This window comes from Hyphococcus formosus, assembly GCF_046736345.1.
Taxonomy (GTDB): domain Bacteria; phylum Pseudomonadota; class Alphaproteobacteria; order Caulobacterales; family Parvularculaceae; genus Hyphococcus; species Hyphococcus formosus.
In genome coordinates this window covers 1,481,315-1,496,789 of sequence record NZ_CP157210.1, presented here as the reverse complement: position 1 = coordinate 1,496,789, position 15,475 = coordinate 1,481,315, and the positions used below count along the sequence as shown (strand labels likewise).

The following is a 15,475-nucleotide window of genomic DNA, read 5'->3' as shown; positions in this document are numbered from 1 at the left end:
CATTGTGTTCAAAGAAATTTTACATTGATTAGAATCACAGTGTTCGAACAGGTAAGCTTTATTATTACTTACCAATCTTGAAATCAAAGCCTGCCTCTGCTCAATTCCATCGACAGATATTATATCATTATTCGAGAGGGTTGAAGTTGTCTGGCATAAAAGACCTGTTGCAGGTTGCATCTGGCCGTTTTGGACTGAAAAAAGAAACCAACAATTCTGCACTCCTGCTTTCTCAAATTCGCCGGACCAAGCGTGACCGAATCCGGAAGCACTGGAATGTTGATGGTTTGGCCGCAAAACAACGCGCCAGTCTAAAAAGGGCAATTCGAACAAAAGTTAATGAATATCTGAGGCCAATACGGAAGCAACGGCGACGCCTTACTCGTGATGAGCAAGTTCTATTACTTCGTGGGAAGCGTCCATCCAGAATTCTTGACCGCATTTTCCCAAGACGCATGGCTCTATGGTTAAAGCTGGTTGAACGTGATGCTCAGAACGAACTGCCAGAGATTGAAGTCCAAAACTTTTCGTTGCTTCATGATCCGTATGCGACGCTAAATTCATTGAAAAAAATTGCGGCAGCTGAAGCTAGCGCGCCAGGTGCGATGATCCATTTTCGCGATGAATATTGCCTTGATGTTGCGCCATTTATGATACTCGCAGAATGTTGGAACGAAATGCTGCCAATTTTTCAAGGCGGTGAAATGAGTTTGCCGATGCAAAAAGTATTGGCTGCAGTGGGGGTCCAGCATGCGTTGGGAATCGGTTTGAATGGAGTTTCTGAATTCTCAAATGTTTGGGCATTTCCTTTAATGCGAAGGCGTGGTGCTGGATCAACCCAATCGTCCACACCATTCTTGGATGCTCAAACTAGGGAATTTGCATCGGATCGATTTTGTGATGCGTTAAATTTGTGGTTGTCGCACCCTGAGATTGGAATTTCACTTAATTCGCATGGTATAGCTAAAATTAAAAATTTGTTGGGTGAGTTGTTAGAAAACGCTGAACGTCATTCCGACGGCAATCGACGTGATGGAAGCTGGGCGGTATCAGGATTTATGGCGAGACGCAGGAGCGAGGATGCCGAAGAGTGGGTCTATCGAGCTCACCTTGGAATCGTTAGTATCGGCGATTCATTTTCAGAGAGTTTAGATCGCGCATTGCCTGACGTGCAGAGGGCGTTGGATGACTATGTTTATTTGATGAAGAGCAAAGGAGCTCCTCAATCTGAAAAAACCTTACGAACATTAGCTGCTTTACAGGATGGGGTAACATGCGCCGCTGACGCGGATGAGGACCAGAGGGGTGGGTTTGGACTACAAGAGATGCTTGAAATCGTATCACTTTTAGGTGAAACGTCGCATCCTGATCGCAGTCCCAGAGTTACAATACTTTCAGGCTCTTCGTGCATAAGGCTACGGAAACCGTATCTACGAGGCGAGCCGAAAGAAACGAATGACCCTACTCGCGTATTATGGTGTAACTCTATGAATTCAAAAGATAATATTCCGGACCCTAGTTACGTGTTCGATTTGGAGCCTGGATTACCGGGTACGGTAATTAGTGTTGGATTTGTGTTAGATCCAGACTATCTAAAAGCTGTAACGGCAGGTGAAAACGATGAATAAGAAAATTGATCTTACACAGCTGACCAAAGGCGAAGTGCGGAACCTCACCGGGCAAGATCGAGGTAAGGCAGCGCGGCAGTTATTTGAACTAGATATTTTGGACAAAGACAGTGAAATGGTTACTGTTATTGTCCCACCTGAGTTGGACGCCATAACAACATCGTTTTTTCAAGGGATGTTTTCTGCAAGCGTTCGATCAGCGAAAACTGCCGAGAAATTTTTAGCGAAGTATCACTTCGAGACAAACGCATCAATTATGGAACAAATAATCCGGGGGATACAAAGAGTTCTTACTCCGCGCGGAACTGCGCTGGGCTGACGTCGGTTTCGATATGGAAGGGGGCGAGGGTTACGATTGGAGGAAATGGGCATTTTTTATTGCCTGTAGTTCCTTAGTTTGGAACTGTGTGAATAGTTTCATCTCATATAGAATCAATGAGAAAAATAAGCGCCGGTCCGTTGTTCTGGACGAATTTCGCACTTCAGTGCGGGATCCAGTTAGGGAAACGTTGCAAGGATTAAATGATATTTGTGGTCAGGTTAAAATCGTCGCAAAAAATTCGCCCACAGGCACTGAATTGAGAGCTCGACTTGGTCCAATCAATAAGGAATTGGTTTCTAAACTTGGCGAAATATCCGACGCACTAGCGGATGCTAACCAAAGTACTTTTGCAAATGGCAAAGATTGGTTGGATGGATTTTCAGATGCAGAAGACGAAATTTTGGCATTGTTCGATAAAGCATTAAATGTATCTCGTACTGAGGACGAGATGAGGGATGCTGTTGCGTTTATTCCGGTTTCTATCCGTAGGCTGCGTTCAAAAATATTGACAAGAATAGAAGCTGAGGTTAAGCGCTTGAGTTAATTTCAGTTCTTCATGAAAGATTAGCTCTTCTCCCTAGAATTACGTTATCGTTTCTATTCGGATCAGCCTGTTACAATGTAAAACGGGTAGGTTTTTCTTTGAACGTTCAATATATAATCTCTAATTAATTGCCTAATCTACAAGCGAACTCGCCATGTTTAGTTTTGTGTGGGTTCGTATGCGGATGGGTTTATGCGGGGCGGGCGCGGTCGATAATTTTATCGGCGTTATCAACCGGGTGACCGCCATAAATATGCGCGTGTTCACCAAGCCGCGCATCAATATAGGCGTCAACGACAAAGTCAGGGGCGGTCTTCAACAACGCCGCCGCCGACAGGGCCACGGCCATGGTTTCGGCGAAGGCGCGGGCGGTACTTTCGTTGAGCGCGCCGGGTTTGAACCAATCATCAAGCCGATCAATATGTTGATCAAGCGCGTGATTATTGCCGCGCGCGGTCATGATCTCGCTACGGACGGCCGCAAGGCTATCGGGTTCGCGCGCCAGCGCCCGCAAAATGTCGAGCGCGATCACATTGCCCGATCCTTCCCAAATGGCGTTGAGCGGCGATTGCCGGAACAGGCGCGGCATTGGCCCTTCTTCAACAAAGCCGGCACCGCCATGACATTCGAGCGCTTCATAAACTACGCCCGGCTGGCGCTTGCAGATCCAATATTTTGCAATTGGAGTCGCAAGGCGCATGAAGGCGGCCTCAGTCGGGTCGTCTTTCATTTTGTCAAAGGCATGGGCAATGCGCATGGCAAGGGCGGTCGCGGCTTCGGTTTCAAGCGCGAGATCCGCAAGCACCATGGCCATTGCCGGTTGGTCGATCAGTTTTTTCTGAAAGGCCGACCGGTGCGCCGTATGCCAAATGGCTTCGCGGGTGGCGGCGCGCATCCCTCCGGCGGACCCGGCGATACAATCAAGCCGCGTATGTTGCACCATGTCGATGATCGTCCGTACACCGCGGCCTTCATCACCAAGGCGCTTGGCCCAGGCACCGTGATATTCGATCTCCGACGACGCATTCGAACGGTCGCCCATTTTGTCTTTAAGGCGCATGATGTGAAACTGATTGCGGCTGCCATCTGGTCGCCAGCGCGGCACCAGAAAACAGGTCACCCCGGCATCGGTTTGGGCAAGGGTCAAAAATGCATCACACATGGGCGCAGAGCAAAACCATTTATGACCCACAAGCTCATATTCATCATTGCCAATGGGCGTTGCGCGCGTGGCATTGGCCCTGATGTCAGAGCCGCCTTGCTTTTCGGTCATGGCCATGCCGATGGTCGCGCCGGTTTTCTCAGATGCCGGAATAAAACGCGGATCATATTGCCCCGATATGATGCGCGGCCCCCATTCATCGGCGAGCGCCGGTTCATGCCGCAAAGCGGGCACCGCCGCATAGGTCATGGTCATCGGACATCCGACACCCGGTTCGGTCCCGGCCTGAAGGTAAACCATGGCCGCATGGGCAAGATGACCGGCGCTTTTTGCGGTCCACGCAATCGATGCGTATCCGGACGAAAGTCCGAGCGCCATCAATTGATGATAGGTCGGGTGAAACTCAACCTCGTCGAGCCGATGGCCATAACGATCAAAACTTTTCAGCTTTGGCGGGTTTTGGTGGGCTTCGCGCGCCCATTGTGCGGTTTCCGCCCGGCCCAACGCTTCGCCATAGATCGAGAGATGCCCATTATGGTCGCGGCCACCATTTTTGCTGACCGCGTTCACCAGCGCCGCATCCCCGTCATAGAGATTGATATCCTCAAGGGGCGGGGGCTGGTTGGTTACGTCATGGGTTTCAAGCTCGGACTGCGGGCGAAAATGCGTCATGGTGGCGTTCCTCGCGACTTTAAGCGGATTTTGCGCTTTCACACGCGCCATCGCAACAGCCGCAAGCAGCTAACGCCCCAAGAGCATATCCAATTCTGTAACCGCAGGGGAGACATCGTCAAAAGGGACTTTGATCGTTGTCATGCCCATTTCCCGTGCGGGCTTGAGGTTGACGCCAAGGTCGTCGAGGAAAATGCAATGCTCCGGATCGACCGACAGCATTTCGCACATCATTTCATAAATGCGCGGCTCGGGTTTGCGGACACCGGCTTTCGCAGACTCGATCATTGCGTCAAAATTTTTGTGAATAAGCTCAAGAATGTCGCGGTTCTCATTTTGCGCCAACATTTCATTCGAGCCGACTTTCGGCAGATTGTTGGTGATACAGCCGGTTTTCAAGCCGCGTTGTTTAACGCGGGTAAGCGCGTCGATCATATTGTGATTAAAGGTCAGCGACAAAAGCCCGACCAGCGTTTTGCCGCGAATTTCAAACCCGGCCGCGCGGGTTTCTTCGGCGAATGCCCCATCAAACGTATCAAGATCTATTTCGGCCCGTTCAAATTTCGCCCAGGCATTTTCATTAATGTTGGTTTTTATAACGTCGCCGATGAAACGCTCCGGCAAATTATTCTCGCGCTCGAACACGGCAAAATTTTGTACAGGCGAGGTGGTGAATACGCCACCAAAGTCAAAAATCACAGCTTTGAAATCAGGCATTCTACATATGGACCTTACAATGAAAGGATATAAATTATGGAAATATCTTTTAGTATTAGCTGTCGAGACCCAATTCTTTGCTGAATTTTTGGTTCGCTTCCGCGCATTTTTGCGCGGCTGGTCTCGCCGTCAAACGGCCAACATAGTCCGTAAACAGTTTTTCTTTTTCAATCGCGCCAAACATCATCGCAAAGTTCAAGGTAGAGCCGAATACAACATCGGCGGCGCTGAATTGATCACCTAAGATGTAATCACCATTTGAAAGGGCATGACGAATGGAATTAAGAGCCGTTTCTTCAGAACCATACAGCAATGCGTCGGGGTTCGCGCGCTCTGCGGGCACCAGCTTATCAAGGATTAAGGGCTCGATGCTGCTGGGCGCAAAAAAGATCCAGCGCAGATAGGTGCCCCGGCGGGGGTCATCGAGTTTCGGCGCAAGGCCCGCTTCGGGAAACCGATCTGCGAGGTAAACACATATCGCGGCAGCTTCGGTAACGACGACGCCTTCATGAATCAGTACAGGGATCTTTCCCATTGGATTCAGTTTTAGAAATTCAGGCGCTTTTTGCTCCTGCGCGGCGAGGTTCATCAATTTGACGTCACAAACACCGCCCAATTCTTCGTTAAGCCATTGCGGCGTTTGCGACCGGGAGTTGGGAGCGTGGTAAAGAACGGGCTTTGACATGACGGTTTCCTAATATTGATGACAAAAGATCAACGATTACGCGCAACTTCGTATAGCGTTATTGCCGCTGCATTTGAAACATTTAAACTCTCAATGCCTTCGGCAATCGGAATTCGGTAAAGGCCGTCACAATGTTTCGCGACCAGCGGCCTTAGCCCAGTGCCTTCTGCGCCCATCACAAGCGCTAAGGGCTGCGCGGCGGGCAGGGCGCTGATCTCGGTTGCGCCTTCGCCAGCGAGGCCGGCACAGAAATAGCCCATCTCCTGAAGCGTATTGATTGCGCGGGCGATGTTGACGACCTCGATGCAAGGGATGGCTTCGATCGCGCCGGCGGCGGCCTTGGCCAAGGCATCCGATAGCGGCGGCGTACGCCGGTCTTGTACGATCACCGCACATGCGCCGAAGGCGGCTGCTGATCGAAACAGCGCGCCGATATTTTGGGGGTCGGTGATCTGATCGAGGATCAAAACCGGCCGGCCCGGGGTTGCTGGCGCGCAAATATCGGCGATGTCGTGCTTCGCCAGCGGCTCGACCAGCGCCGCGACGCCTTGGTGAACTGCGCCTTGATGAAGGATCTGGTCTAGCTCCTCCGGGCGGGCTTCGACGGCCTCGGTCAGGCCGGTATCCGCTTCGGCCAGCCATTGTGCGCCATTGCGGGTCGCAAAGACCCGTTTGACCGTGCGGTTGGGGTTTTTGATCGCAGCCGCGACCGCATGTCGCCCATAGAGCCAGATGCCGTTGCCATCTGCGGGGAAGGGCGAATCACGGCCGGTTTTGCGCCGGTTCTGCGGTTTCGATGGCGGTTTTTTACGCGAACGAGGAGGAGATTTTTGCTTCATTCTAATGGCGTAGCCGGTTCGAGAGGGCCTGTGAACAGGAAATCACTTATGAAGCGCAATCAAACGGTTGCGAAGCGCGGCCAGCGCCGCTATAGACCCCGTTCTCCCGGCGAGATCGCACCTAATTCGCGGCATCGCCAACCCGGTAGACGTCAGACTTTCTGGCCGATGCCGTCCCGTGGAGGGGTGGGAGAGTGGTTAAATCCACCAGACTGTAAATCTGGCCGCTTAGCGTACGTTGGTTCGAATCCAACCCCCTCCACCATTCAGTCCACTAGTTTTCGTCCATAAGGTAATATGCGCCAAAAGGGCCGCAGTGTGGCGGGATTTCGGGCGATTAGAACGTCTCTGTTGTCTCTGATTGCGGTGAGGGAGCGCAAGATTCGCAAAAGTCTCCGTGCGCCTATTTTGGCCACCAACCGAACGGGCATGATGATCGGCTGTTAAATAGGCGATGATGCCGAACGCCTAAGCGTTTTCCCTTATTACGTCACAGATTGTGGTTTGATTAGTTTTGTGCCAGTCCGAATAGGCGACGCTGCTCCGACCAGGTGACAGGCAAATCCGCAAATCGGCGAAGTCGCTCTGGCGTCCAATCATCAGAGGTCGTTCCGTCTAGTAATGCTCTGACTATATCTGGCGCTAAGAAGGCGAGGCGCATTTGTTTGCTCACATCACTTATGTCGGCGTTGGCTTCTTTCGCAATATCTTTGAGTGCTGTATCCGGTTCATTGAACCATTGCTCGCGCCAGAGGAACGCAGTCTTCAAAAGTCCTGCAATGGTTTCATTGGGGACCGGATGGGTTTCAGTTTCGCCGAGCACCAGTCGAAGCCCGGTGCCGCGCTTTCCGATGTTCATTTGTGATTTGATGACGCATGTCTCGGGTAGGGGAAGCTGGACGTCTTTTTCAAAAAGCGCACTGGCGTTTAAATTGATTTCCATTCCGGTTTTGTATAGGTCCACACGTTTGATACGCGTAACCCATCGCAACAAAATTGATTGTGATGATTGCCCCAATTGTTCTGTGTGCAGCTGATCAATTGCATGGCGCGCCACTTGTAGATCCGATGCGCTCGCGCCCTTCGGCAATAACGATTGCATGATATCTGATGATGTCATTCCTTCAGCGATTACTTTGACGATGGTCGCGTCAAGTGTGTCAGCATTAACTCGCCAGCGTTCTGCCGCTGCGGCCGTTCCTTTTTCGAACGCATGGCTCACATAGTATCGGTAGCGCTTGCCGCCTTTAGAGGTGTGGCTCGGTGTCAACCGATGACCATCAGCAAAGAGCTTACCCGATAAGGGGTTACTCGATCTGGTTTTAATGCCCCTGCGTTGACTTGCAGCGCGACGCTTCGATTGCACGTTGTCCCAAAGGGCTTTGTCGACGATCGCGTCATGTGCGCTTTCATGCAACTCGCCTCCAGATCGCAAAAGGCCAACGTAGATTGGATTGGCCAGGATATGATAAAGCGGCCCTCGCGTGATCGGTTTTCCGCCACCATGGGATCGTTGTTTGGATTGCAGACCTTCATCCCTTGCAATCTTCAGAGCGCTGCGGACACAAACAGTCTCAAGATAAAGCTCAAATAACCTTCTGACGGTTTTGGCTTCGGCCTCATTCACCACAAGCTTCTTATCGATATTGTCATAGCCGAGGGGTGGGTTGCCGCCGGTCCACATACCTTTGCGGCGAGAGGCCGCAATCTTGTCCTTGATCCGTTCGGCTGTGACCTCCCGTTCGAATTGGGCAAAGGATAAGAGCACGTTTAGCGTTAACCGTCCCATGGAAGATGACGTATTGAACTGCTGGGTTACAGAGACGAAGGAGACCTCCTGTGCATCAAAGCGCTCCACCAGTTTAGCGAAGTCGGCCAGCGATCGGGTCAGACGGTCCACCTTGTACACAACGATGAGATCGATGCGCCCAGCATCAATCTCTGCCAAGAGGGCTTTGAGTGCAGGGCGGTCCATATTGCCGCCGGAGAGGCCCCCATCATCAAAACGGGTCTTGACCAGTTTCCAGCCCTCATGTCGTTGCGAAGCGATATAGGCCTCGCAAGCTTCCCGCTGGGCATCGAGAGAGTTAAAGGCTTGATCAAGCCCTTCTTCCGTCGACTTACGCGTATAAATGGCGCACCGTTTCATTGTGCACGCACCCGTGTGGACCGTAGCCCAAAGAACGCTGGGCCATTGCGTTTGACACCGGTAATGGCTTCCGCGGCTGCCGACAGTGATCGAAAGCGCTTACCGTCTAAATAGCATCCATCATCCGCGACATAGACCTCATATTGCTTGCCGCGCCATTCGCGGACCAGCCGCCCGCCCGGCCGCAGGGATGGGCGAGGGGCCGTCTTTTTTTGGGAGGCGCCCTGACGCGCTTTGCTGCCCGAACTCTGCGCCCGAACGCGCTTGTGCAGACGATCAACACGTACGCGATGGAATTTACGCTGCATCTCATAGGCGATGGCGAGGATTAAAAGCGTGCGGCCCATGCGTTTGGGCGGCAACTGTTTGTGATGCTTGCGATAGAACTGCTTCAGGTCTCCAAATGAAAGATCGTCAAGGCTGGAGAGTGCCTGTTCCAACTCGGCGGCATCACCGTACCGGGTCATTGAGCATCTCGGATGTAATAACGCTGTGGTCCCTTATTTGGTTTTTCTGCCACCAGCGAATAGCCGAGTTTCTTCTTGACGGTCCCTGATAAAAACCCGCGAATAGAATGGTCTTGCCACCCTGATATCGCCGCCAAATCTTGAAGGCTTGCCCCGTTTTTACGCCGTAGCTGCGCTAGAATCCGGTCCTTCTTTGATTTTTCAGGTGCGTTGCTTTGGGTCCGGCGTTTTACCGTAGTCTTTCCATGTTGGCCCATGATTGCCTCCTCGTTGTTGCACCGCGACAAGCCCGGCGTCGGAGACGGTCGGGCAGGGGGCGAAACAAGGCATTCGCGACAGCCACAGCAACGCTCTTTGTAAGGAGGAAGTCCAGTGAATTGTTTGGGAATGGGCGCGTTGGGGGTGGGTTCGAACGACGACGGTTGTTTAATACTGGGGCACCGATTCAAAGTGGCGTGCATTCGATCTGGTCAAAGGTCCGCTATGCGCGCATTAGCCGACATTGAAAAAAGAAATATTGGGCGGCGCTTTCGGATCCAAATTTGCTAATCGAAGTAATAACCGTCTTTCGCCATCGCCTCTAACTTTTCTCTGACGCTTCCCGCTTTTGATTTGTACTTTGAATTGTCAGGATCAAGTTGAAGCCGTAGGTCTAGGTAGCGCAGTTCCAAAACTAGAAGCGATGCCCGAACTCGGAGGTCCGCGTTAGTTGCTCCGATGTTCACCTGTTCCCAGAAACAGAGACCCTGTGCATCACGCCATTCTTCGATCTGATCGCCAGGTATTTTGGCAACGAGCTGTTCTACATACGCCTGCATTTCACCGCAAAGCTCTATCGCGTAACTGTTGGCATCCTTGATAAGCCCCACGTGTTTTTCGAACGGAAGGTCCGCGTTTAGTTCTAATATCAGATCAAATTCATCTCGCGCGGCAGCATTCATTGTAGTAATCATGGTCCACTGATTGCTTTGTTCTCGGACAATCTGCTCCAGAGCCGCGTCAGTCGGAAGAAATCCGTCCTGTTCGAAACTACGTTCGTGCCTCTTCTTTATTTCCTGCAAGTCTTCAGCTGAAGCATACGGTTTGGTGTCGACCCGTTTATGGTGGGGGTAGCAGAGAACGATCAAGTTATTCAGGCTTCGACGATCTTCGTCACTCATTAATGGATCGAAACGTGGGCCGCCGGCTTCCGCAGCGTGGATGTGGACGATCTGACCAACAAAAAGCCCGTCATCTTCAATCAGAGGTGCCTGGCATTCCGGATAAGCGCACCGATTTCCAGATCGCGCAAAAAGATTTCGGACAGTGTCTTTGACGGGCGCTTTGCGAGCCATAGTCGATCTCCCAAATAAATACCTGTATTAATATGCTGACTTGTCCAGCCAATTTTGAAAAAATAGCAAGCAAGTCGGGCGCATTAAGCGATGCCCAATGCACTATAGACGCTGAGGCGGCACCGAATGGTGTTGGGTTACGGCTTTTCACAATCCATCCTTCGGCGATTCGTCCTGATCGAGGATCATCCTGAACGCCGGTTCGCGCACGAAGCGGTTATTTGGGTGCCGCACGGTCGTCTATGGATTCTGTAGGGCCAACAGAGGTTTTGCGGCCCACAAAAATCTCGCAGTTGGTATCGGATGCCACTATATATTGCAATTGAAGCAAAGAGAGCACGTTTTTGTCTGATCGGCTGAAAATCTGGTTGGGATCAAAGCCTTGGTTTTGGAAGTTCCGAGCGAGGCTTGGAAAGATCGGGTTTGCATTCGAGCATAGCGCCTACAAGAGGAGCGCTTCGGCCACCAGAACAAAGGCAAACGCCCGTATCTTGGGCTCGTTCGCGTGGGTCGGTGTGAAAAGCCTGCTTTGGGTCGTTTTGGCTTTGGCGGCTCTAATTTTTGTTGAGGGTTATGTCAGAGACAACCAGTCTTGGCTCACAGCGTTGAGTGCTGACGACAAAGCATTCAACATCGAACAACTCAGGCTGTACGCCCAATTACTCACTGCGATTTTCTCGATCTATTTCGCTACGATTGGTATCATATTGAGTGCTGGTTACACGAGGCTTCGCCGCGACATCATCCAAATGCTTACCAACGAGCAGGTGGGCAGCGTGTATTCCCGGGTTTTGGTGCTTGCAGCGATGTTCTGTTTGGCAGCAACAACTTTGCCTTTGTTTGGGTTTGAACCCGGTCTGTTCGTTTATGTTGTCGGAACGGTTTTGACTTTGTTGAGTGCTCTAGCCTTGTTTCCGTTGGGCCAGAGGCTATTCAATTTCTTTGATCTGAATCTGCTTGTTCGCAGCGAAATACTCCCCAACATTGCACGCCATATCGAAGGTGCAGCGAACCGCAAGAATTCAATTTCGTTGGCCAACCATCATTCGAAGGCTGCGCGACATGCACTTGAACAGCTCTCGTACATAGATGATCTCGTCAAAGGTGACAAAGAGGGGTTGGAACACAAGCTTCTTGCGTTGACCGACGATTATTCGGCTTTGCTTCTGCATTACGTTCAGCAGAAACACGCGATTGATCAAGAAAGCTATTGGTTTCCAAGGCGAAGCAGGCACAAGCAATGGTTTTTTGCCGGTGACAGCGCGACGTCTATGGCGTTGCAATCGAGCAGCCAGCAAATGCTGGTTGAGGAAATGCCCGATCACCAGTGGCTTGAAAGTGAGATCGTCGGTAGATTGGCAGGCCATATTGAGCTCGCCTTTTATGTTGGTGACTTCGACCTTGCGTTGAAACTTCTACGTCGCTTCTCGACCCGCATATCAGCTTACGCAGTACAGTTTCAGTTCGACATCGGTATGCAAGAGCTCAAAAGATTCAAGGAGATCATTGAACATGCTTTCCGCACATCGGACGCTCCAGCGGTTCATGAAACAGCCATATTAAGGATTGGCATAGCAGACACATGGGCTGCACTTGGGAGTAGTCTCTGCCTAGAAACTCTACGTCGAATGATTACCTTTGAGAAAGAGCTGAAGCAGTTCTTCGCGGCGGACGAATGGAGCGAAAAGTCCCTGCGCCGTCTACCTGCCTTTCTTCAAGTGGAGCTCGCTTTCATCGTCGAACGTATTGAATTCGAGCAAGAGATCGAGGGCCAACGGCTATCCAAGCCAAAATACGTGCAACAGTTGGCGGTGCAGAAGTTGTTGCAGCACTACGCAGAAGTCCTGCCTGCTGTATGCGACTTCTTTCAAAACATGGTTCCGGATTTTGTGACCTCGCTCACAAAATTGAAAATGCCCGAGGCTGCAACGCAGGTCGTTCTAGCAAGCCTACATAGCCATTGGAAATTGCCAAGATGGTTTGACGAAGTCGCCCAGCTTTTGGGCCGATACAAGGAGTATCAGCACTACACCAATGAACATTACGTACTGCCGGACATCGAGATCCACGAGATGTCCAAGCAGCATGCCGCTTTACGAGATAACGCACTTTTGATGCTCGCAAGCGGCGACATGGTCGGACACATCTTCGAACCAAAGCACAATGATGAGCTGCCGGATCATTTTGGACAGATTTACTTTGAACTGGCTGAAGCATGCATAAGCGCTCTTGAGCAAAACGATGAAGGTAAGCTGGACAAGGTTCTCCCGATGTTCATGACACTTGCTTTTGTTGCGGCGGATTCAAAATTTGCGGACCCATCGCTCGATATAAATGACGAGTTTCGACTTCATCTCATCTCAACAGTAATCAATGACTTGGCGTCCGTCTTGGGGTTTGCCATCCTCTATGGAGCTTACTACGATAACGAAAAGTTGTCTGAGGGAGCTCTTGCAAAATTCGGTTCTTGGATTGAGCGCGCCGCCGACAAGCAACGATACCTGAAGAGGATGATCCTTCTTTCAGACCCAAATAGCTTCAGCATGAGCGCTTCTCCGCGGGGGTTGATCCGGATCAATTGGAAAATCTCGTTCGAACAACGCGCTAGGAATGACGGTTTCGGTGATCAGATGGGAATGGAAAGGGGAGAGCCGCATCGGCATAAGACCGTGCGAGAGTTTTTGAGTTCATTTTCGGATGCATCTCACCTGTTTTTTGCCACGCACATTATTCCCCAATTCGAAGCAATCGACTTTGAGGTCGATCATCACATAACGGATCTTGAGCAACGATTGCGCCATGATGAAGAATAAGTACAGCATGCGGATTATTAGAGCAGAACCCTTGCACCAGCATTACTTTCGCGACGAGCAAATAGGGATGGTTGATAACCTCTTCCTAAAGCGCAAACACGACAAGCCAAACTTCAATCGCCGGATGTTTGATGAGGACTTTGCGAGATTGTTCCACTCGATGAGCCGTAGGAGTAGCAATCTGTTTGACATCGTATCTAATGACGACGAACTGACCCAGAGTCTATTCGGGAATGTAAAGATGCGGTATGCACCACATTCGGTCAATGAAACTGTGCGTCGGTGGGTGGAAGAGATCGCTCAGTCGCTGATCTGGTTTGGTAGAGCGTACTACTTCCTTCACGACGATCCGGAGCATGAAGACGTCCACATTGCTTCGTTCGGCTCAAACGGTGTTGCACGTTTCTTTGGAGTGCTCATTCAGTGGGTGCCAAAACGTACGGAACAGCATTGGGATCGAGATAACAAAGAGATTCCTAGAGAAATACGCATCTTGGATGCAGGTAAGATAATGCGCTTCGCGATGCCCGGAACAATCAAACGCATGCTATCTGCACAGAACAAGACGTTGGCCGTTCTTGACAAACACCAGTATGAAGCAACCGAGTTCCATCCTCAGGCCACGCACGAGAACCCGAACCCGATCAATCATTTCAATTTCGGTGTTTGGAGAGATACCCAAGAGCGTGCTTTGTATCGAGCAACGCGAGGTACCGGTTGGAAAGGTCGAAAATTTGACTCAACTAAGCATTCTGACTTTTTCGATTGTCACCGGCTGATCCGGTTCCGTCGAAACCAACTAATGCTAAGGGATGACATTTTGCGGCAGTTTAGTTCTGAACTCTCAAGGGTGGGTAAGGGCTACAATGCCGGATATAGTGTTGAAATATCCGCTACTGACGAACTTCCTAGCATCGAACATCTCGACGAGTTGGAGGCGAGGCTGACCCGAGAAGAAGTGGCGTTCACCGAAATCGTTAATTATTGCTTCGAGAGCTAAATTGTCGGTTAGGCAGACCGCAGCGCAGCATATTGCAATCTTTATGAATGGCAGATAAGGACCGATCCTGTCCCTTCGCACATTTGCGCCGAGCAGCCAAAAATCGCCTCATTTCGGTCGCTCGTTATGTCCGGTTTGAGGATTAAGCGGAAGCGCGTCACCAAAGCGTAATCCGGTTCGTTGACCAAGGTTGGATTAAGTGTACCAGCGTGACGGAGAAAAACTTGCTTGTGTCTTGTAATTAGAAATAGAGTGCGCCGGAAACGATTTAAACCTATACAGACTATTTGTGAATGCTTTTTGCTTCAAAGATATTTCAGGCAAGATTCACTTCCGCATTTTTCGCGGTATATCACGAATTTTTTGCTCAGTTTTTCTGGGGATTGTGGCGAGAAACATTAGTCGCTTTGCTTGGGCGCGGTACCTAATACTGTTTCAACCAATTCGATTGCGTCTTTTGCGCCATAGGTTTTTGGCGTGATCGCGCCGTCGATCAATAGTGTGGCGAGACCGTGAACCGACGCCCACGCTTTAAGCGCATATATGCCAGCTTTCGTGTCGCCGGAGTGGCCACCGTGCATTACGGCTTGGGCGCGTTTTTCAAGCGTTTTGTATGCGTTGTTTTGCGACGCCACCTCATTTTTTTTTGAGGCGCTAACCCTAATCCCGCTGAACATCAATTGAAATAGTGCGGTATGCGCCAAGGCAAATTCAACATATGCGATACCTGAAAGCTTGAGCTTTTCTTGGGAGGTGGAGCCTTTCGCTGCACGTTCCTCTAATGACTTTTCGAATGCATCAAATCCGCTGGCCGCAATTGCGGTCAACAGATCGTTCTTATCTTTGAAGTGATGATAAGGGGCGGACGGTGATACCCCCGCACGATTGGCAACAGCACGCAGAGACATTGCCTCGACCCCTTGGTTATCCAAAATGTCTTTTGCGGCTTTTAGGAGGGCCGATCGTAGATCGCCGTGGTGATAGCGTTTAGCCATTTCTTTGCGCAGGCGTTCGGGCTTGTTTTTTCGTTGAGTATTCATGGGTGTACAGTGGTCGGTCCGTTTGAGCAAGCTATCTTGACAGTGTTCAATTACTAGCTATCTTAACGGTGTAAAGATAGCTAGTAATTCGGGAGAGCTGCGC

Annotated in this window: 14 protein-coding genes and 1 tRNA gene; 6 read left to right on the top strand and 9 right to left on the bottom strand. The window is 50.7% G+C overall.

Features of this window, described 5'->3' with window-relative positions; all coding sequences use genetic code 11:
- The first annotated feature begins 146 nt into the window (after positions 1-146).
- The 3 genes from ABFZ83_RS06750 to ABFZ83_RS06740 all read left to right on the top strand — a co-directional run bounded on the left by ABFZ83_RS06750 (position 147) and on the right by ABFZ83_RS06740 (position 2,494).
- Positions 147-1,628, top strand: a complete 1,482-nt coding sequence (locus tag ABFZ83_RS06750) for a hypothetical protein (RefSeq protein WP_411818674.1) — start codon at positions 147-149, stop codon at positions 1,626-1,628.
- Positions 1,621-1,947: a hypothetical protein gene (locus ABFZ83_RS06745; protein ID WP_411818673.1), complete on the top strand. Its 327-nt coding sequence runs from the start codon at positions 1,621-1,623 to the stop codon at positions 1,945-1,947. Before ABFZ83_RS06750 ends, ABFZ83_RS06745 begins: the two co-directional genes overlap by 8 nt.
- An 88-nt stretch (positions 1,948-2,035) precedes the next feature.
- On the top strand, positions 2,036-2,494 hold the full coding sequence (locus ABFZ83_RS06740; RefSeq protein ID WP_411818672.1) for a hypothetical protein: 459 nt from the start codon (positions 2,036-2,038) through the stop codon (positions 2,492-2,494).
- 190 nt (positions 2,495-2,684) lie between these two features.
- On the opposite strand, the gene ABFZ83_RS06735 is transcribed toward ABFZ83_RS06740, so the two are convergent.
- From ABFZ83_RS06735 to rlmB, 4 genes are all read right to left on the bottom strand, one after another.
- Complete coding sequence (locus tag ABFZ83_RS06735) at positions 2,685-4,328, bottom strand: acyl-CoA dehydrogenase family protein (RefSeq protein ID WP_411818671.1); 1,644 nt, start codon at positions 4,326-4,328, stop codon at positions 2,685-2,687.
- Between the two features lie 69 nt (positions 4,329-4,397).
- Positions 4,398-5,045: an HAD-IA family hydrolase gene (locus ABFZ83_RS06730; RefSeq protein WP_411818670.1), complete on the bottom strand. Its 648-nt coding sequence runs from the start codon at positions 5,043-5,045 to the stop codon at positions 4,398-4,400.
- A 55-nt stretch (positions 5,046-5,100) separates the two neighbouring features.
- Positions 5,101-5,730, bottom strand: a complete 630-nt coding sequence (locus ABFZ83_RS06725) for a glutathione S-transferase family protein (RefSeq protein WP_411818669.1) — start codon at positions 5,728-5,730, stop codon at positions 5,101-5,103.
- A gap of 29 nt (positions 5,731-5,759) precedes the next feature.
- On the bottom strand, positions 5,760-6,569 hold the full coding sequence (gene rlmB, locus ABFZ83_RS06720) for a 23S rRNA (guanosine(2251)-2'-O)-methyltransferase RlmB (protein ID WP_411818668.1): 810 nt from the start codon (positions 6,567-6,569) through the stop codon (positions 5,760-5,762).
- Between the two features lie 180 nt (positions 6,570-6,749).
- Here rlmB and ABFZ83_RS06715 point away from each other — a divergent pair.
- Positions 6,750-6,834 (top strand) — tRNA-Tyr (locus ABFZ83_RS06715).
- 243 nt (positions 6,835-7,077) lie between these two features.
- Here ABFZ83_RS06715 and ABFZ83_RS06710 read toward each other — a convergent pair.
- The 4 genes from ABFZ83_RS06710 to ABFZ83_RS06695 form a co-directional block, all read right to left on the bottom strand.
- Positions 7,078-8,718 (bottom strand): recombinase family protein, encoded by a 1,641-nt coding sequence (locus ABFZ83_RS06710; protein ID WP_411818667.1) that lies wholly within the window; start codon positions 8,716-8,718, stop codon positions 7,078-7,080.
- Positions 8,715-9,185 (bottom strand): DUF2924 domain-containing protein, encoded by a 471-nt coding sequence (locus tag ABFZ83_RS06705; RefSeq protein ID WP_411818666.1) that lies wholly within the window; start codon positions 9,183-9,185, stop codon positions 8,715-8,717. Before ABFZ83_RS06705 ends, ABFZ83_RS06710 begins: the two co-directional genes overlap by 4 nt.
- Positions 9,182-9,442, bottom strand: coding sequence for a DUF3489 domain-containing protein (locus tag ABFZ83_RS06700; protein WP_411818665.1), 261 nt, complete (start codon positions 9,440-9,442; stop codon positions 9,182-9,184). The genes ABFZ83_RS06705 and ABFZ83_RS06700 overlap by 4 nt, the downstream gene beginning before the upstream one ends.
- A gap of 288 nt (positions 9,443-9,730) precedes the next feature.
- The gene (locus tag ABFZ83_RS06695; RefSeq protein ID WP_411818664.1) at positions 9,731-10,519 is read right to left on the bottom strand and encodes a hypothetical protein; all 789 of its coding nucleotides are present in this window, start codon (positions 10,517-10,519) and stop codon (positions 9,731-9,733) included.
- A gap of 344 nt (positions 10,520-10,863) precedes the next feature.
- Here ABFZ83_RS06695 and ABFZ83_RS06690 point away from each other — a divergent pair, with 344 nt between their 5' ends.
- Together ABFZ83_RS06690 and ABFZ83_RS06685 are read left to right on the top strand one after the other, a co-directional pair.
- Positions 10,864-13,332 carry a hypothetical protein gene (locus tag ABFZ83_RS06690; RefSeq protein ID WP_411818663.1) on the top strand — a complete coding sequence of 823 codons (2,469 nt, stop codon included), beginning with the start codon at positions 10,864-10,866 and terminating at the stop codon, positions 13,330-13,332.
- Positions 13,319-14,332, top strand: coding sequence for a hypothetical protein (locus ABFZ83_RS06685; protein WP_411818662.1), 1,014 nt, complete (start codon positions 13,319-13,321; stop codon positions 14,330-14,332). The genes ABFZ83_RS06690 and ABFZ83_RS06685 overlap by 14 nt, the downstream gene beginning before the upstream one ends.
- Positions 14,333-14,730: 398 nt before the next feature.
- Here the strand turns inward: ABFZ83_RS06685 and ABFZ83_RS06680 are convergent, their stop codons facing one another.
- Positions 14,731-15,372 (bottom strand): TetR/AcrR family transcriptional regulator, encoded by a 642-nt coding sequence (locus ABFZ83_RS06680; RefSeq protein ID WP_411818661.1) that lies wholly within the window; start codon positions 15,370-15,372, stop codon positions 14,731-14,733.
- Positions 15,373-15,475 lie beyond the last annotated feature (103 nt).